Annotated in this window: 12 protein-coding genes; 5 read left to right on the forward strand and 7 right to left on the reverse strand. The window is 64.7% G+C overall.

Translation table 11 applies throughout. The features are described from left to right. Window positions 1-61: 61 nt before the first annotated feature. A complete protein-coding gene (locus tag G7020_RS13385) occupies window positions 62-706 on the forward strand; it encodes an HAD family hydrolase (RefSeq protein ID WP_181085180.1) in 645 nt (214 codons plus the stop codon). 16 nt (window positions 707-722) lie between these two features. On the opposite strand, the gene G7020_RS13390 is transcribed toward G7020_RS13385, so the two are convergent. After that, window positions 723-1,793 carry an aminopeptidase gene (locus G7020_RS13390; RefSeq protein WP_181085182.1) on the reverse strand — a complete coding sequence of 357 codons (1,071 nt, stop codon included), beginning with the start codon at window positions 1,791-1,793 and terminating at the stop codon, window positions 723-725. Between the two features lie 95 nt (window positions 1,794-1,888). Here G7020_RS13390 and G7020_RS13395 point away from each other — a divergent pair, with 95 nt between their 5' ends. The 3 genes from G7020_RS13395 (at window position 1,889) to G7020_RS13405 (ending at window position 3,868) form a co-directional block, all read left to right on the forward strand. Next, window positions 1,889-2,314, forward strand: coding sequence for a hypothetical protein (locus tag G7020_RS13395; protein ID WP_181085184.1), 426 nt, complete (start codon window positions 1,889-1,891; stop codon window positions 2,312-2,314). Window positions 2,315-2,446: 132 nt separating this feature from the next. Next, window positions 2,447-2,857: a hypothetical protein gene (locus G7020_RS13400; protein ID WP_181085275.1), complete on the forward strand. Its 411-nt coding sequence runs from the start codon at window positions 2,447-2,449 to the stop codon at window positions 2,855-2,857. A gap of 15 nt (window positions 2,858-2,872) precedes the next feature. Then, entirely contained in the window at window positions 2,873-3,868 is a 996-nt protein-coding gene (locus G7020_RS13405) for an LLM class flavin-dependent oxidoreductase (RefSeq protein WP_181085186.1), read from the forward strand. A gap of 156 nt (window positions 3,869-4,024) precedes the next feature. Here G7020_RS13405 and G7020_RS13410 read toward each other — a convergent pair whose 3' ends face one another. From G7020_RS13410 to G7020_RS13430, 5 genes are all read right to left on the reverse strand, one after another. Beyond that, on the reverse strand, window positions 4,025-4,240 hold the full coding sequence (locus G7020_RS13410; protein ID WP_181085187.1) for a dodecin: 216 nt from the start codon (window positions 4,238-4,240) through the stop codon (window positions 4,025-4,027). Between the two features lie 96 nt (window positions 4,241-4,336). Beyond that, window positions 4,337-6,112: an ABC transporter ATP-binding protein gene (locus tag G7020_RS13415; RefSeq protein WP_181085189.1), complete on the reverse strand. Its 1,776-nt coding sequence runs from the start codon at window positions 6,110-6,112 to the stop codon at window positions 4,337-4,339. Next, complete coding sequence (locus G7020_RS13420) at window positions 6,109-7,260, reverse strand: beta-glucosidase (protein WP_181085191.1); 1,152 nt, start codon at window positions 7,258-7,260, stop codon at window positions 6,109-6,111. The genes G7020_RS13415 and G7020_RS13420 overlap by 4 nt, the downstream gene beginning before the upstream one ends. Before the next feature lie 28 nt (window positions 7,261-7,288). Continuing rightward, window positions 7,289-8,527, reverse strand: coding sequence for a UDP-galactopyranose mutase (gene glf, locus G7020_RS13425; RefSeq protein ID WP_181085193.1), 1,239 nt, complete (start codon window positions 8,525-8,527; stop codon window positions 7,289-7,291). Further along, complete coding sequence (locus G7020_RS13430) at window positions 8,515-9,699, reverse strand: glycosyltransferase family 1 protein (protein ID WP_181085195.1); 1,185 nt, start codon at window positions 9,697-9,699, stop codon at window positions 8,515-8,517. Before G7020_RS13430 ends, glf begins: the two co-directional genes overlap by 13 nt. Before the next feature lie 413 nt (window positions 9,700-10,112). Between G7020_RS13430 and galE the strand changes: the two genes are divergently transcribed. Beyond that, window positions 10,113-11,165, forward strand: a complete 1,053-nt coding sequence (galE, locus tag G7020_RS13435) for a UDP-glucose 4-epimerase GalE (RefSeq protein ID WP_181085197.1) — start codon at window positions 10,113-10,115, stop codon at window positions 11,163-11,165. A 95-nt stretch (window positions 11,166-11,260) separates the two neighbouring features. Here the strand turns inward: galE and G7020_RS13440 are convergent, their stop codons facing one another. Beyond that, window positions 11,261-12,871 (reverse strand): amidohydrolase family protein, encoded by a 1,611-nt coding sequence (locus G7020_RS13440; RefSeq protein WP_181085199.1) that lies wholly within the window; start codon window positions 12,869-12,871, stop codon window positions 11,261-11,263. Between the last annotated feature and the right edge of the window lie 246 nt (window positions 12,872-13,117).

A 13,117-nucleotide genomic window follows, 5' to 3' on the forward strand; every position in this document is an offset into this window, starting at 1 on the left:
AGTTCGGCCCTACGCTGCGCCCTATATAATTCCACCCATCGAAACGCAACGACGAGCACTCATGCACCACTCCACCCTCCTCTTCGATCTCGACGGCACCCTGACCGATCCGCGCGAAGGCATCACCCGGTCGATTCAGCATGCGCTGGCCAGGCTCGGCATCGACGAGCCGGACCTCGCCAAGCTGGAGCCTTTCATCGGCCCGCCGCTGTTGCAGGCATTCATGCAGTTCTATGGCTTCGACGAGGCGCGCGCGTGGGAGGCGGTGGGGCATTACCGTGAGCGTTTCAAGGTCACCGGTCTCTACGAGAACCTCCTGTTCGACGGCGTGCTGGAGATGCTCGAACACCTGCGTGGCCAGGGCCGCACACTCTACGTCGCCACTTCCAAACCCTCGGTGTTCGCCCGCGAGATCGCCCGGCATTTCGCCTTCGATCATCACTTCAAGGTGATCTACGGCAGCGAGCTGGATGGCACCCGCACCAACAAGGTCGAATTGATCGCCCACCTGCTCGCCGAGGAAAAGCTGGAAGCCGCGCAGACGCTGATGATCGGCGACCGCAAGCACGACCTGATCGGCGCCCGCGAAAACGGCCTGCAGGCCGCCGCCGTCGGTTACGGCTTCGGTAGCCATGCCGAACTGATGGCCGAATCGCCCGCTTACTACTACGCCACGCTCGAAGAGCTGCGCAACGCCTTCGCCTGAACCACGACGAGGCCCATCAAGGCCGTTTCGCCTGCGCTTCGGACAATCGCGCTTGCCGCTCATCGGACGAAAGCCGGGCCAGTTCGGCGACGCGCCGGTGGAAGCGTGGCCAATCGCCTGCGCACTGTTCGAAGATCGCCGAAAATGCTGGCACCCAGCGGTCATACAGGCCGAACGGCAGCAAGGTGGCGTTGTTCAGCGGCTGTGTGAACCAGCGCTCGAAGCGCCGGTCGCCTTCCCAGGCGCCGTCACGCAGGGCTCGGTAGTCCTGCCGCAGGCGCGTGAATTCGGCCTGCTTGAGCCGGCGCAGCTCCGCTGGCGGCAACCCGGTCGCATACAGCGTGGCCAGGCGCTCCCGTGCCTGCAGCAATAGTGCCACCAGTTGCCGGTAACGAACCCTTCCTTGTTGATCCTGCTCGACCAGACCCCGGCTGGCCCGCCACTGGCGCAACCCCTCGCGCTCGATGAAGCTGGCATAGGACTCGTTGAACGCCGTGTCGCCGGGCAGGTACAGCTGCTGGTGCGCCAGCTCGTGAAAGATCAGCGCGGCCAGTTGCTCGTCGTTGCGGCGCAGCATGGTGTTGAGCAGCGGGTCGTCGAACCAGCCCAGCGTCGAATAGGCTTCCACCCCGGCGACATGGGTATCCAGGCCTTGCAAGCGCAGCCGCGCAGCCGCGCCACGTGCGGCGCCCTGGCGGTAATAGCCGCGATAGGCCACGCAGCCGGCGATGGGAAAACAATGCTGCAGCGGTTCGACGGAGAATTCCTCGGTGGCGAACAGGTTCCACACCACATAGGGCCGCTGCAGATCGGCGTAGAGCCGGTAGCTGTCGTTGTCCGGCAGGCCCAGCGCCTGGCTGGCGAATTCACGTGCCTGCAGCGCCTGGGCAAGCCGCTGGCGCAGGGCGGCGTCCTGCGACGAGTCGGCGATAAGCGCTTCGACCGGCTGGCGCTGGCGCAGCAGTTCCAGCTGCCCCAGCGCCAGCTGGCCGTAGTAGGTGCTGCAGCCATTCAGACCGACGGCAAGCAGCAGGGGAACCCAGCGCAGGCGCAGGCGGTCGATCAAGGCGGCGTTGAGCTTCGGCATCGGGGAACCGTATCGGGAGTGGGCGCAAACACCCTACAAAGCGGTGCGGCGGGCGGCAATCCCGGCGTGTCGATTCCTCCAGCCGGAGCTCTTTCATGCGTCGTTTCGCCCTCATCCTGTTCGTTTCGACTCTCGCCGGCTGTTCGCTGTGGATGCCCAAACCCGACCCGGCGCAGGCCTGGATCGAACTCGCCCCGCATCAGAAGACGGACCTGCAGGCGCTGGCGGTGGACGGTCGCCACCTGGATGACGACCGCTATTTCCAGGTCCAGCCCGGCAGCCGCACGCTGGAGATGCGCTACCGCTTCCAGGTCGAGGGCGCCGATATCGGCCCGAACAGCGAGCCACTGCCGCGCGACTGCAAGCTGAGCCTGGAATACGACCGCTTCACCGCCGGTGCGCGCTATCGCCTGGTTGCGGGTGGCTATGGCTTCCGTCCCTGGGCCAAGCTCTACGACCAGCATCAGTCGCTGCTGGCGCGGGCCTCGGAACAGGGTTGCGGCAATCTTGCGGAGCGATGAAGCCTGCGGGCAGCGTGATCGCGAGCAAGCTCGCTCCTATAGGTTTGATCGCGTCCGGGCCGGCGGCGTTGAAAACGAGTGGTAGTTGGCGCAGGCTCGGGCAACGATTCCATGAACTTCGGAGCCATCGCCATGCGCCTGCCGCTCGCCTTCCTGCTCGCCCTTGCCCTTGGCGGTTGCGCCAGCCCGCTGCCGCCGCATGATCCGGGCATGGCCTGGGTGGACATGGCCGCCCAGACCACCGATATCTTCATGTCCGACCGCCTGGATGGCAAACGCACCTATGATGGTCGCTACTTCCTGGTGCCGCCGGGCGCGCATGAACTCGAAGCGCGCTACGAATTCGAAGTCAGCAGCGGCGGTTTCGGCCTGTTCGGCGACACCCAGACCATGCGCTGTACCCTGGTGGTGCAGTACGACAACTTCGAGGCCGGCAAGCGTTACCTGTTCCAGGCCCGTTCGCTGGGCTTCACCCCGCAGGGCTGGTTGCGCGACGAGCGGCGCAACGTGCTTGTCGAGGCCGAAGCCGAGCACTGTTACTGACTTTCGAGGTAGACGATGTCCCGCATTTCCAAGGTCCGCTTTTCCGCCCTCGACCTGGCGCCCATTCGCGACGACGGCACGCCGGCCCAGGCGCTGCACAACGCCCTGGCACTGGTCCGGCACGTGGAAGAGCTCGGCTTCGAGCGTTTCTGGGTCGCCGAGCACCACAACATGGACGGCATCGCCAGCGCGGCGACCTCGGTGCTGATCGGCTACCTGGCCGCCAACACGGAGCGCATCCGCCTGGGCGCCGGCGGGGTGATGCTGCCCAACCATGCGCCGCTGGTGATCGCCGAGCAGTTCGGCACCCTGGAGGCGCTCTACCCCGGTCGGATAGACCTGGGCCTGGGCCGTGCGCCCGGTGCCGACCAGTTCACCGCCCACGCCTTGCGCCGCGACCGCATGGGCAGCGCCGACGACTTTCCCGCCGATGTCGAGGAGCTGGAAACGCTGCTCGGCCCACGCCAGCGCAACCAGCGGGTGATCGCCATGCCCGGCGTGAACAGCAATGTGCCGATCTGGCTGCTGGGCTCCAGCCTGTTCAGCGCGCAATTGGCGGCGGCCAAGGGTCTGCCCTATGCCTTCGCCTCGCATTTCGCGCCGCGTTTCATGCACCAGGCGATCAAGCTCTACCGTGAGAACTTCCAACCCTCGGCGGTGCTCGACAAACCCTACGTGATGCTCGGCGTGCCGCTGATCGCCGCCGACAGCGACGAACAGGCCGAGTATCTGGCCACCAGCGTCTATCAGCGTATTCTTTCGCTGATCCGTGGCCAGAGCCTGGTGCTGCGCCCGCCGGTGCAGAGCATGCGGGGGCTGTGGCTGCCGCACGAGCAGCAGGCGGTGGGCGACTTCCTCGGGTTGGCGTTGATCGGCGGACCGGAGAAGGTTCGTGCGCGGCTGGAAGTGTTGCTGGAGCAGACCGAGGCCGACGAGCTGATCTTCACCTGTGACCTCTACGAAACCGCCGACCGCCACCGTGCCTTCGAGATTCTGGCCGGGTTGAGGTAAACGCTCGCCCTGGTGCGCGCTGGCGGGCCTGTTGGCCGAATGAATTCGGCCCTACGGGTGCGGGCGTAGGAGGGGACTTGTCCGCGCTTTGAGCGGGGAAACGACCTGCGGGCCAGAAAAGCTCGCGGACAAGTCCCCTCCCACACGAGCAGCGGATCAGCTGTCCTTCAGGCGGAAGCCGATCTTCACCGTGACCTGGAAATGTGCCACCTGGCCATCCTGGACATGGCCGCGAATCTCGCCCACCTCGAACCACTCGACGTTCTCCAGCGTCTTGCTCGCCTCGGCGATGGCGTTGCGAATGGCCTCGTCGACGCTGTTGCGCGACGAGCCGACGATCTCGATTTTCTTGTAGGTGTGATGATCCGACATGAAACCCCCTTCTGGTCGATGAGCCTCCGCTCGATTGAGGTCGTCCCTGCCTGAATTGAGGCTAGCAGAGGCCGGCGAAGTTCAGCGGCGCGGGGTTCATGAGCGCTCGAAGCCTTCGGCCTGCATACGCCACAGCGCTTCAAACTCACCGCCGCGCCGGCGCAATTCGTGCGGCGGGCCGTCCTCGACGATCTGCCCGTCGCGCAGCACCACGATGCGATCGAAGTTGGCCAGGGTCGACAATCGGTGCGCCACTGCCACCACGGTACGGCCACGAATCAGCTGGTTCAGGGCGTCCTGGATCTCCGCCTCGGACTGGGTATCCAGCGCCGAAGTGGCCTCGTCGAGGATCAGGATCGGCGCGTCCTTGAGGAAGGCGCGGGCGATACCCAGACGCTGGCGCTGACCGCCGGAAAGCATCACCCCGCGTTCGCCCACCAGGGTCTGGTAACCCTCGGGCAGGGCGCGGATAAAGGCGTCGCAGAAGGCATGCCGCGCCGCCTCGAAGACCTCTTCGTCGCTGGCCTCGGGGCGCCCGTAGCGGATGTTCTCGAGGATGCTGCGGTTGAACAGCGCGGTTTCCTGCGGCACCACGGCGATCTTCTCGCGCAGGCTGTCCTGGCTGACCTGACGGATATCCTGACCGTCGATGAGGATATGCCCGGCATGCACGTCGTCCAGCCGCTGCAACAGCGCCAGCAATGTGGACTTGCCCGCACCCGAGGCGCCGACGATGCCCACCGATTGCCCGGCAGGAATGCGCAGGCTGAAATCCTCGAACACCGGCGCCCGCTCCGGATAGGCGAAGCGGATGTGCTCGAAGTCGATATCGCCCTCTTCCAGCGTCAACGCCGGCTCGGGATCTTCCAGACCATGGGGCTGATTGATGATGCGCAGAGTGTCGGCAATGGCGCCGACCTGCTGCGTGGTGTCCACCAACGCCAGGGCCAGATCGCGCGAGCCGTGCAGGATACGGAAGGTCAGCGCGCTGACCAGCACCACGTCACCGGCGCTCACCTCGCCGCCGATCCAGCTGCGAATCGCCCAGACCAGCATGCCGCCGGCCATCAGCGACAGGCAGATGTCGTGCATCACCCGCGCCTTTTCCAGGTACATCCAGCTGCGCCGCTGGGCACGGGCTTCGTAGCCGATTTCCTGCGCCAACCGCTCGGCCTCACGGTCGCGAGCGGAGAAGGCCTTGATGGTCCAGACGTTGGACACGGCGTCCACCAGCTCACCACCGACTCGCGCAGCCTGGGCGGCGAAGCGCTGATGCTTGCCGCGCCCGCGGATGCCGAAGCCGGTGATCAGCAGCGCCACCAGCAGCACGAAAAGCACCAGCGCCAGCGCCATGCGCCAGTCCACGGTGAGCAACACCACCACCGCGCCGAGGAAGTCGACGATGGGTGGCACCACCTTCCAGGCCAGGCCGCCATAAATGGTGCCAGCGGCCTGGCCCACGGCGGAGATGCGGTTGCCCAGCGAGCCGGCGAAATGCTCGTTGAAGTAACGCATGGGATGGCCGGTGAGGTACTGGAACAGATCGACGCGGATGTCTACGCAACTGGCCACCACCGTACGGCAACCGAGCCAGCCACCCAGGCGCCAGAACACGTTTTCCATGACGATCAGGCCGAGGAACAACCACAGCGGCAGCCAGACGTTGGCCGCGCCACGGTTGCCGCCGCTCTGCGCCATGGCATCGACCAGCAGCTTCATGCCGTACTGCACTGCCACCGCACAGACCGAGGCGCTGACCACCAGCGCCAGCAGGCCGCTGAAGTGCCAGGGCCGTGCGCGCACGTAGCGCCAGAGGAATGCCAGTGGTCTGCTGGGCAGCACCTCGGCATCCGCCCGCGCCGGGGCGTTCATGCGATCACCCGGTCCGCACGTGTTCGCGGCGCCTGAACGCCGAAACGGGCCTGCTGCAGACGCAGCTCGTCCGCCAGACCACTGTGCACCTCGCGCCGGCCTGTCGCATCGGCAAAGCCCAGCAGGCCGGTCGGGCAATGGCGCTCGTCGTCCCAACCGGGGTAGTCGAGAACCGGATAGAGGCAGATACCTTCCACCGGCACCCCACGCTGCTGGGCGAGGCCCACCTGCTCGCTGACGTAGCGCAGCCAGTCACCGCGCAGGTCGCCTTCGGCACCGGTTTCGGCCACCAGCAGCGGACGCCCGTAACGCTGGTGGATTTCAGACAGAATGCCGACAAACGGACGGTAATCGGGATGGCCACGCTCGATGGTCGGCCCGCCCAGATACCACTGGTTGTTCGAGTAGTAGTTGATGCCGAGGATATCCAGGTATTCGGGCCGGCCACCAAGACCCGGCCAGGCCCTGCCGCAGAGCATGTCCCAGGCCTCGAACTGGCCTTGACGGGCATTCTCCGCCTCGCGCTGCGGGCCGGGGCGGTCGTTGCCGGCACGCACATGAATGGCCGGGTCGACCTGGACGAAGCGCGCCAGCGGATCCACCCCTCGGATCGCCTCGATGGCGGCGATGCTGGCACGGATCAGCTGATGCTTGAGTTCGGCGCCGCGCCCGCGGGCCATGGGATTGATCAATTCCCTGTCGCCACCAGCCCAGGCCCAGAAGGAGATTTCATTGATCGGCGCATAGAAGGCCACGCCCGTGCTTTCATCGCGCACCCGTTGCGCGGCGGCGGCGGCGAAACGGGCGAAGCGCTCGACGAAGCGCGGTTGCCAGATATCCAGGTCGTCCGGCCAGCCGTAGTGGCACAGGTCCCAGATCACCTGGGTGCCGGTAGCCTGCGCGGCGCGAAGTTGCGGCAAAAAGCTGGACCAGTCGTACTCACCGGGCCGGCGCTCGATCAGATGCCAGCGCAAACCGTCGCGCACGGTGCGGATGCCATAGCGCTGCAGCGCAGCGTAATCTTCCGCCGGCCAGCGATCATGTCCGGTACCGGCCAGCAGATCGAGCCGGCGCCCGTCAGCACGACGATGGCTGGAGCACTCGAAGCCGCCAATAAAGAAGCTGTTGAACAGGCTGGGGTGGTGCATCGGTTACCTCGTTGATCGATTGTGCGGCTCAGCCGGCTTGCTCGGCCAGGCTGCGCGCATGCTCGGCGCTCTCGCCGGGTGCCGGTCCGCGCTCGGCTTCCTCGATGCGCTTGTACAGCGCCAGCGCCTGGCCCACCACCTGGTCCATGTTGTAGTACTTGTAGGTGCCGAGCCGCCCGACGAAGGTCACGCCGGGCGTCTCGTCCGCCAGCTGCTGGTAACGTTTGTACAGCGCGGCGTTCTCCGGTCGCGGAATCGGATAGTAAGGATCGCCTTCGGCGGACGGGTATTCGTAGGTGATGCTGGTCTTGGGGTGGACTTGTCCGGTGAGGTGCTTGTATTCGCTGATGCGGGTGTAGGGCACATCCTCGCTCGGGTAGTTGACCGTACCGACCGCCTGGAACTGTTCCTGATCGAGCTGTTTGTGCTCGAACTTCAGCGAGCGATACGGCAGCTTGCCGAAGCGGTAATCGAAGTATTCGTCGATGGGGCCGCAGAAGATCAGGTGGTCATGCTGCACCTCGTCACGGATTTCCCGGTAGTCGGTGTTGAGCATCACCTTGATGTTGGGGTGGTCGAGCATCTTCTCGAACATCTTCGTATAGCCGTGCAGCGGCATCTGCTGGAAGGTGTCGGTGAAGTAGCGGTCATCGGTGTTGGTGCGCGTGGGAATGCGCGAGGTGACGGACTTGTCCAGCTGCGAGGGGTCCAGCCCCCACTGCTTGCGGGTATAACCACGGAAGAACTTCTGGTACAGCTCGCGGCCAATGCCGTTGATCACCACGTCTTCGCTGGTCTGGATGTTTTCCACAGGTTCGGCGCGGCTGGCAAGGAAGCCCGCAGCCTCCTGTTCGGTCGCCATGTTCAGGCCGTAGAGCCTGTTGAGCGTGGTCATGTTGATCGGGATCGGCACCTGCTGGCCGTCCACCTGCGCCAGCACACGGTGCTCGTAGGGGCGCCATTCGGTGAAGCGCGACAGGTAGTCGACGATGCGTTGTGCGTTGGTGTGGAAGATGTGCGGTCCGTAGCGATGGATCAGCACGCCCGATTCGTCATGATAGTCGTAGGCGTTGCCGGCGATGTGCGGACGCCGGTCCACCACCAGCACACGCTTGTTCAGCCCGGCGGCCAGGCGCTCGGCCAGAACGCTGCCGGCGAAACCGGCGCCGACGATCAGATAGTCGAAGCCCTGGCGACGCTGCGGCAGCTCGCCGCCGACCCCGCCGAGACGTTCCGGGTGACGGTCTTGCGGGTTCATATCGCGCATTGCATCTTCTCCTTCATCAGGCTCCAGGTATGGTCCCAGGACATGTCACCGAGGACTTCGTCGGCCCTGGCCAGCAAGGTGTCACGGTCTTCAGCATCGGCCAGTGCGGCCTCGCAGGCCGCGACGAAGGCCTCGGCGTCGCCTGCGATGCGCACGATGCCGGTGTCGCCGTAGGTGCGCATCACGTCGGTGATCGGCGTGGACACCACAGGACGGCCACCGGCCAGGTATTCGGGGGTCTTGGTCGGGCTGATAAAGCGGGTCGACTCGTTCAGCGCGAAGGGCATGATGGCCACGTCCCAGCCGGACAGGTAGTGCGGCAGCTCGTCGTAGGTCTTGCCGCCCAGGTAGTGGATGTTGTCGCGTTGCGGCAGCAAGGCCGGATCGATCTTCACCACCGGGCCGATCAGCACGATCTGCCAGTCGGGACGCTGCGCGGCGACCTTGGCGATCAGCGCGAGGTCCAGGCGTTCGTCGATCACGCCGTAGAAACCCAGGCGCGGGCTGGGGATTTCCGTCTGGTCCGGCGGATCGGCCTGTGGTCGACGCGCCGCGGCAAAGTGCTCGACATCGACGCTGCTGGGGAACGGATGGGCATTGTCATGCCGTTCGCGCTTGGCTTCGTACAGGCTGTGCCCGCCAGTAAATACCAGATTGGCACGACGCATCAGTTCCACCTCGCGCTCGATCAGCTGCGGTGGCGCGCCATGAAAGGCGGACAGCTCATCCATGCAGTCATAGATGGTCAGCTTCGGCTTCAGATGGTCGGAAAACGCCAGGCTCATCGGCGTGTAGTACCAGAGCAGCAGCTCGCTGACGCCGAGCTTGGCCAGGTAGCCATCGAGCAGGCTGCGCTGGACACGCTCTGCGGCCTCGCCCTCGCAGCCGGCGGGCAGACGCGGAATCAGCACCTGCACGCCATTCTCCTCGGGGCGCACCTCCAGCCAGGGCTGGGCGTCTTCGGTGGGGATCGGCTCCTCGCAGAACAGCACGTTGAAATCCCGGGCGAAGCGCGACATCAGGTGTTGCGGTCGCTGGTAGACGAAACTCCAGCGCAGATGGGACAGGCACAGCAGCGTCGGCACCTGCTCGTCGAAGACCACTTCGGCCGGCTCGGCCGACTTGTGGGGGGATTTGCCAATCTCGTACTGAAAGGGGCCAGCCCAGCTCATGAGAAACCTCGGTACGGGTGGCGGTGCGGTCAGCGTCCCATCCGCTGCATCGCGCTTAAGTCAGCGCTGCCCTGCGCAACACATAAGGCGTACGGCGCGGCCAATAGTTCGTTTTCGGGCGCACCGTTCGCCGGTAATGGAAGACACGCAGCAGCCGGCGGTTCGCTCTTCCCGACCCGCGAACCACCCGGCAACTGCCGGTCGGCGGGCCGGTTGAACTTGCCCGGCATCCTGCCCGTCCCTACTTCAGGACGCCTGATTTCGACTCGGCCCCAGCTTTCGCTCGCAACCTGTTCTTGCGCCCGGCTCGGTAGGCCGATCCCACTCTGGAAATGCTCTACGGCGCTGTCTTGACGACAGCCTCGGTGTGTTCCGCGCGTGTCCATAAATTGCATTTGCGGAGGTAGAAAGAGATGATTCTGGTCACTGGCGGAGCGGGATATATCGGCTCACACGCAGTACTGGAGCTGCTTCTGGCAGGCGAAGAAGTGCTTGTACTGGACAACCTTTGCAACAGTTCGAAAGTCGCCCTCGACCGTATCGAACACCTGAGCGGGCGAGCGCCGCAGTTCGTCAAGGGCGACGTGCGCAACCGCTCGCTGCTGGCCGCGCTGTTCGCTTCCTATCCCATCCGCGCAGTGATGCACTTCGCCGGGCTCAAGGCCGTGGGCGAAAGCGTGCGTGAACCGCTGCGCTATTACGAAACCAACGTCAGCGGCAGCATCGCGCTGTGCCAGGCAATGGCCGAGGCGGGCGTGTTCCGGCTGGTGTTCAGCTCCTCGGCCACGGTCTACGGCGAGTCGCCGATGATGCCCATCACCGAGGACCGTCCCACCGGCGCGCCGACCAACCCCTACGGCCAGTCCAAGCTGATGGCCGAGAGCGTGCTCAAGGGCCTGGCCGAATCCGACCCGCGCTGGTCCATCGGCCTGCTGCGCTACTTCAACCCGATCGGCGCCCACGAATCGGGGCTGATCGGCGAAGACCCCAATGGCGTGCCCAACAACCTGCTGCCCTACATGCTCCAGGTGGCGGTCGGGCGGCGCAGGCAGCTGAGTGTCTATGGCGCCGACTACCCGACGCCGGACGGCACCGGCATTCGCGACTACATCCACGTGGTGGATCTGGTGAAGGGTCACCTCAAGGCGCTGGATCGCCTGGAGCAGGTTCGCGGGGTATCCGTCTGGAATCTCGGCACCGGCCAGGGGCATTCGGTACGCGAAATGATCACCGCCTTCGAGGAAGTCACTGGCCGGCCCCTGCCGCACGTGATCAAACCACGCCGCGTGGGCGACATCGCCCAGTGCTGGTCCGATCCGGGCAAGGCCTGGGCGGAACTGGGCTGGCGCGCGGAAAAGGATCTGATAACCATGCTCGCCGACGCCTGGCGCTGGCAGAGCAACAACCCTCGCGGCTACGCCGAGCCGGCCCCGGCGAAGAAAACGCCTACGGCATTGGCCAGCTGAACCACTTCGGGCCAACCGGGCTTGAGTGGCAATGACCGCGGGGCGGGAGGCTCAACCGTCACTGCAGCAGCGGAGCGCTGCTGCGCTCCGCTTGCTCAGAAGCCATACAACCGAGCCGGATTGTCCACGAGGATCTTGCGCAGGATCGCTTCGCTCCGCCCTGTCCATTCAAAGAATTCTTCGATCAAGCCCGTATCGTCTGGCATTTCACCGGAAATGCACACATGCGGCCAGTCGCTGGCCCACAGGATACGGTCAGGGTTGGCTTTGATCAGCGCCTTGGCGTAGGGCGTCACGTCCGGATAGGGCGGTTGGCGCAGACTGGTGAAACGGTAGGCGCCAGAGAGCTTGACCCAGACCTTCGCTTCGCGGGTCAGGCGCAGCAAGTCCTGAAAGCCGGGATGCTCAACCCCGACACTGGCCGGCATGTGCCCCATATGGTCGATGACCACATCAACCGGCAGATTGGCCAGGGTTTCGTAAAGATCGGCGAACTCCGAGATATCGATCAGCAACTGCAGGTGCCAGCCCAGCGGGGCCACCTTGCGCGCCAGCGTGGCGACATCCGAAACCTCGACCCCGCTCTTGTAGATGAGGTTGATACGTACGCCACGCACGCCCAGCCTGTCCATGTCGAGCAGCTCGTCTTCACTGACCTGATCGCTGATGACCACCACGCCACGATAGTCCTTTCCGCCCTCACGCAACGCCTGAAGCATGACCCGGTTGTCGTAGCCGTAGACGCTAGGCTGGATGATCACGCCACGTGACAGCCCGAGCCTTTGCCGCATCGCTTCGTATTGCGCCAGCGAAGCCTGCGGCGGCGTGTACGAGCGGTGGGGCGTGAACGGATACCGCGCCGGATCGCCGATGACATGGAAGTGACAGTCGCAGGCATCCGCCGGCAGGACCCGCGATGGCGACCGCACCGCCAATACCGGCGCCGCGCACGAAGGGGCGTAGGTCTCGCCGAGCGAGGTCATGCGTGTTACTTCCCAGCCTTGCAGGCCGCGCAGACCGTTGCGCTCAGCGGAATTGATGATCTGCACCCAGGCTGCCCGTCGAGCCAGGTCAGGATCGCCCAGTTCAATGGCCTGCAGTATCGACTCGTACTCCGACAGCACCGCTTCGCGCAGCGCCCCGGAGCCGAGGATGCGCTGTTCAAACGATGCAGCCTCGAAAATATGCGCGGTCAGAAACAGCATGAAATTCTTGAAATATTCATTGCCGGTGGCATTGGCGATGGCGCGTTTGAACGCCAGGCTTGGTTCGATGACGGGCTGTCCCGTTGCCAGCGACTCGCTCAGGACGCCAAACGCAGCCTGGATCACCGCCAATTGGCTGCGCGAGCGGCGCCGCGCAGCCATGCCGGCCGCCGAGACCTCGAGATCCAACCGCAGCTCGTAGAGCTGGCGCAGCTTGGGCATGCTGCTCAACTCGTCATGATCGATGCGAAAGCTACGACGATGCGCCTTGCTCGAGACGAAAGCACCTGCCCCCTGGTAACTCTCGACCAGACCATCGGACTTCAACCGGGCCACCGCCTCGCGTACCACGTTGCGACTCACTCCGAAGTGCTCGGTCAGCTGCGACTCGCTGGGAATTCGTTCACCGGGCTTGAGGCGGCCTTCGGCGATTTCCATTTCCAGATACCGGGAAATTTTCACCGAGAGTTGGCTGCGTCCCACCGAAGCCGGGTTTTTCATGGACTTTATCCTGTCGTCGATTTCCATAGCGACCTGGCGTACACCAGACCACGGTGGCCGCATGTTACGTCGCTTGCGGTCGTCCTCTCCATGCCAGTTTCACGGCGACATCGACGCGCCCCTCTTGACAGCACGCAGGACTCCGGTTTTCATGCCTGCAACTTGTAGGACAAGTTGTGAAACCGATACTGTTTCACAGGCACCATCGAGCACAGCTCCACAAGCCGTGCCATAACAACAAGAGGA

The sequence above is a fragment of the Stutzerimonas stutzeri genome (assembly GCF_013522825.1).
Classification (GTDB): Bacteria; Pseudomonadota; Gammaproteobacteria; order Pseudomonadales; family Pseudomonadaceae; genus Stutzerimonas; species Stutzerimonas stutzeri_AK.

Excerpts from the sequence above, each read along its gene's own strand:
- G7020_RS13385 (WP_181085180.1), top strand. The coding sequence starts at position 62 with ATGCACCACTCCACCCTCCTCTTCGATCTCGACGGCACCCTGACCGAT.
- G7020_RS13390 (WP_181085182.1), bottom strand. The coding sequence starts at position 1,793 with ATGCCGAAGCTCAACGCCGCCTTGATCGACCGCCTGCGCCTGCGCTGG.
- G7020_RS13395 (WP_181085184.1), top strand. The coding sequence starts at position 1,889 with ATGCGTCGTTTCGCCCTCATCCTGTTCGTTTCGACTCTCGCCGGCTGT.
- G7020_RS13400 (WP_181085275.1), top strand. The coding sequence starts at position 2,447 with ATGCGCCTGCCGCTCGCCTTCCTGCTCGCCCTTGCCCTTGGCGGTTGC.
- G7020_RS13405 (WP_181085186.1), top strand. The coding sequence starts at position 2,873 with ATGTCCCGCATTTCCAAGGTCCGCTTTTCCGCCCTCGACCTGGCGCCC.
- G7020_RS13410 (WP_181085187.1), bottom strand. The coding sequence starts at position 4,240 with ATGTCGGATCATCACACCTACAAGAAAATCGAGATCGTCGGCTCGTCG.
- G7020_RS13415 (WP_181085189.1), bottom strand. The coding sequence starts at position 6,112 with ATGAACGCCCCGGCGCGGGCGGATGCCGAGGTGCTGCCCAGCAGACCA.
- G7020_RS13420 (WP_181085191.1), bottom strand. The coding sequence starts at position 7,260 with ATGCACCACCCCAGCCTGTTCAACAGCTTCTTTATTGGCGGCTTCGAG.
- glf (WP_181085193.1), bottom strand. The coding sequence starts at position 8,527 with ATGCGCGATATGAACCCGCAAGACCGTCACCCGGAACGTCTCGGCGGG.
- G7020_RS13430 (WP_181085195.1), bottom strand. The coding sequence starts at position 9,699 with ATGAGCTGGGCTGGCCCCTTTCAGTACGAGATTGGCAAATCCCCCCAC.
- galE (WP_181085197.1), top strand. The coding sequence starts at position 10,113 with ATGATTCTGGTCACTGGCGGAGCGGGATATATCGGCTCACACGCAGTA.
- G7020_RS13440 (WP_181085199.1), bottom strand. The coding sequence starts at position 12,871 with ATGAAAAACCCGGCTTCGGTGGGACGCAGCCAACTCTCGGTGAAAATT.